At 54.9% G+C, this 2,819-nt stretch carries 5 protein-coding genes and 1 pseudogene; 5 read left to right on the top strand and 1 reads right to left on the bottom strand.

What is annotated here, in order from left to right; translation table 11 throughout:
* Nucleotides 1-217 precede the first annotated feature (217 nt).
* The 5 genes from ACT3RT_RS23025 to ACT3RT_RS23005 all read left to right on the top strand — a co-directional run bounded on the left by ACT3RT_RS23025 (nucleotide 218) and on the right by ACT3RT_RS23005 (nucleotide 2,528).
* Nucleotides 218-568, top strand: a complete 351-nt coding sequence (locus ACT3RT_RS23025) for a hypothetical protein (RefSeq protein WP_496203781.1) — start codon at nucleotides 218-220, stop codon at nucleotides 566-568.
* 50 nt (nucleotides 569-618) lie between these two features.
* Nucleotides 619-975: a hypothetical protein gene (locus tag ACT3RT_RS23020; protein ID WP_244879969.1), complete on the top strand. Its 357-nt coding sequence runs from the start codon at nucleotides 619-621 to the stop codon at nucleotides 973-975.
* 85 nt (nucleotides 976-1,060) lie between these two features.
* On the top strand, nucleotides 1,061-1,306 hold the full coding sequence (locus ACT3RT_RS23015; RefSeq protein WP_491728684.1) for a hypothetical protein: 246 nt from the start codon (nucleotides 1,061-1,063) through the stop codon (nucleotides 1,304-1,306).
* A gap of 50 nt (nucleotides 1,307-1,356) precedes the next feature.
* A complete protein-coding gene (locus ACT3RT_RS23010; protein WP_353504305.1) occupies nucleotides 1,357-1,731 on the top strand; it encodes a hypothetical protein in 375 nt (124 codons plus the stop codon).
* Nucleotides 1,728-2,528 (top strand): N-6 DNA methylase, encoded by an 801-nt coding sequence (locus ACT3RT_RS23005; RefSeq protein ID WP_491728685.1) that lies wholly within the window; start codon nucleotides 1,728-1,730, stop codon nucleotides 2,526-2,528. The genes ACT3RT_RS23010 and ACT3RT_RS23005 overlap by 4 nt, the downstream gene beginning before the upstream one ends.
* A 52-nt stretch (nucleotides 2,529-2,580) precedes the next feature.
* On the opposite strand, the pseudogene ACT3RT_RS23000 reads toward ACT3RT_RS23005, so the two are convergent.
* Nucleotides 2,581-2,819: pseudogene (locus ACT3RT_RS23000) on the bottom strand (hypothetical protein); the annotation flags it as partial.

Genomic DNA, 2,819 nt, shown 5'->3' with positions numbered 1-2,819 from the left:
TCGCCGTCGGGTGTGTGCATTCTGCCGGGTGCGGTTATCTATCTCGCGGCAAGCCCTTACGCGGAGGGCTGGGTGTAGCACCGCCACCCAGGTTAACGCAAGGGTGAAATGCACGCCTGCGGCGCCCTTGCGTTCCCCCGTGCGTCGTCGCTACTTCGCCCTTTGCCGCGAAAGAACTCACCGAGAGATGACATTTAACCTGAAGGGGACCTGAAGAATGCACACACAAAACGTCAAAACCGCCGCTCCTGAATCTTCCGAAAGATGGGTGAAAAACACGTCATTGATCGTTGCCGAACAAGGAGCCTTGTTGGATGAACTCTCCGGCATCTACATCTATGAGGTCGCAACGGGCGAGGATGAAATGGTTGAAATTTTACGCCGCTATCTGGTTCCGCTGGCCTTGAATGTTGCTGAGACCACCGGTGCCGGTAAAGACGGCAAACCGTGCGTATTCTTCCCTGTCGCACAGTGCTGGATGCTGGCGAAACGTGTTGTAGAGAGTCGCTATAGCCTTCTGGGTCTTCGGGCGTGGGAGCGCGTTCGCGCGGAAACTTTTGGTCATTAGTTATACCGGAAGGCGGGATTTCCCCGCCTTCACTTAACAGGAGAAACACCATGTATACACCTGACATCATCACCGGCGACGCGGGTAAAAACCGGTTCGAATGGAGCGCAGGCGCGGAGGCCGCTTACTGGGAGGCGCGGGCAAAATCATATGTGACCGCGCCGGTGGAAATCGACCTGCACAGATATATGGACGTGCTGGGGACGTTACCGCCGATGGACTGGCAGGGCGATCGGGACAGCGAATCATTCAAGTTTGCCGAAATGATGTGCGGCAGCGTGACGGACATTTACGCGAAAGTCGAAGGCCGGTATTTCCAGCTATGCGATGAATGCACCCTGAGCCATGCCGAAATTGTGGGACGTATTAAGGAGGTGTTAGGCAAAGAAACCGTAGTGCAGAAATGAAAAAAGCAGACTTTCGTCTGCTCTCTCATGCCGGTTTCGCCCGTTCAAAGCTAGGCCGGCTGTCAAAAATTAACGGAGATAAGCCATGAATTTCGACCCACAGATAATTGCATCCCCCGCGCCGTTTGTAAAGTCTGAGACGGCAAAAAAGCATCCGCGCCTTGTGCGGGAACCGCTGAAAAGTCAGGACATCGCCGTGCCGTTTAAGGCGCTGGGACGTCATATCGCCAAATGTCAGCGCAAACGCCAGTCCGTCAGGGTGCCCGCCATGCGAGCCAGTGAACTCGGTCAGGTGCTGCGCACGCTGGAACTGAAACGGGCTTACGCCTGATGACCTTGCCGCCCTGCGGGGCGGCAATTCAATGATTTTTGGGGGGTAGGATGAGTAAACAACTGATGTTCAGAGCGGAAACGCTGAAGCCGGTCATGATGGATCTGAAAACGAACGGCGGCGCGTTGCTGCTGGTCGGTGAGGAAGGCATTTTTCTGACCGCTGAAAAACCGTCTTACGTGGGGGCAAAACGCACCATTGCCTATGCCGAAGGGTTTGATCTCGAGCATTGGGATGATATTGGGGAGCTGTTTGTCGCAATGGATGAAGCGACAGGCATTGAGGGGGCAATGTTGGAAGTTCTGAACGTTGAACCTGAGATGCTGGAACTGCTGACTAGCCGCGTTGCCGATCTGACGGTGAGCATTGATGGCGGTGAATTTTCCCTGAGGGCGGCGGTGTGTGAAACGGGCAAAACAGCATGAGCCAGTTATCTTTTGATTCGCTGTTTTCTCAGCCTGAAATGCCGGAGTCCAGCGCAGTTAAACCGGTTTTCGTGACAGCCGTACCGCACGCTGACGTGATTGCACCTTCCCGGCCTGTGCGCGACAGCGCCGTTTCGCCGCTGGATAATCACCGCAAAGATTTTGTGAAACTGTTTCGTGAAACGGCTCGCTATCACAACCGGTATCAGGTGTTCAGGGACTTTGTGACGATGGCCGCCGTGGCTCTGGAAAATGCCTTTTTGCAGTGTGACGAGCTGGAAAATGAATATTTTCAGACGATAGCCGGTTACGAAAAAGACGATTTGAACCGCATGGCACGCTTACTGGCTCTGGTCACGGAAGGACTTGACGCCGGTATGTGTGATTTTCTGGGTTCCATTTTTATGGAGCTGGAGATCGGCAGCAAGGACATGGGGCAGTTTTTCACTCCGTTTTCCCTGAGCGAGCTGATCGCGGGGCTGGTCATGGGGCAGCGCGTGCAGGAGCTGGCGGATGGTGCGCTCTATGTTACGCTCGATGAGCCGACCTGCGGCGCAGGCGGTATGGTGATCGCCGCCGCTAAAGTGCTGCTTGACCGTGGCTATAACCCGCAGACGCAGCTGTTAGTGCAGTGCACCGATCTGGATCCGGTGGCGGCGCGTATGTGCTTTGTGCAGCTGTCCCTGCTGGGCATTCCCGCCTGTGTCAGGATAGGCAACTCGCTGAGCCAGAAAATCACCCGAGAAATGTACACGCCGTTCTGGTATCGCATTAAGGGCAGTTGCCGGACATTCTGAGGAGAGGGCAGGGAGCAATCCCTGCTTTTAGCCCGCAAAACACCCTCAGCAGTCAAACTGCTGCGGCTGCGCCGCGGCGGTCATGCTGCTTCTCCGGCCTGTTTCTCCGGTTTCTCTCTTTCATTACTTTCGTACGTTTCCTCTCCTGGCTTTCTCTGTTCTTCTTCTTCTTTTTCTTCTTCCTCTGACTATTCCTTTGACCCTTTTCCCTGGTCATCTGTGTCCGGCTTTTCTTTTCCACAACAAACCACCAGGGCTGGAACCTGTCCCCCTTCGGCTCATGACCAGCAA

The sequence above is a fragment of the Ewingella sp. AOP9-I1-14 genome, assembly GCF_052375995.1.
In the GTDB taxonomy this organism is placed as follows: Bacteria; Pseudomonadota; Gammaproteobacteria; order Enterobacterales; family Enterobacteriaceae; genus Ewingella; species Ewingella allii.
This window is presented reverse-complemented; position numbering and strand designations above follow the sequence as displayed.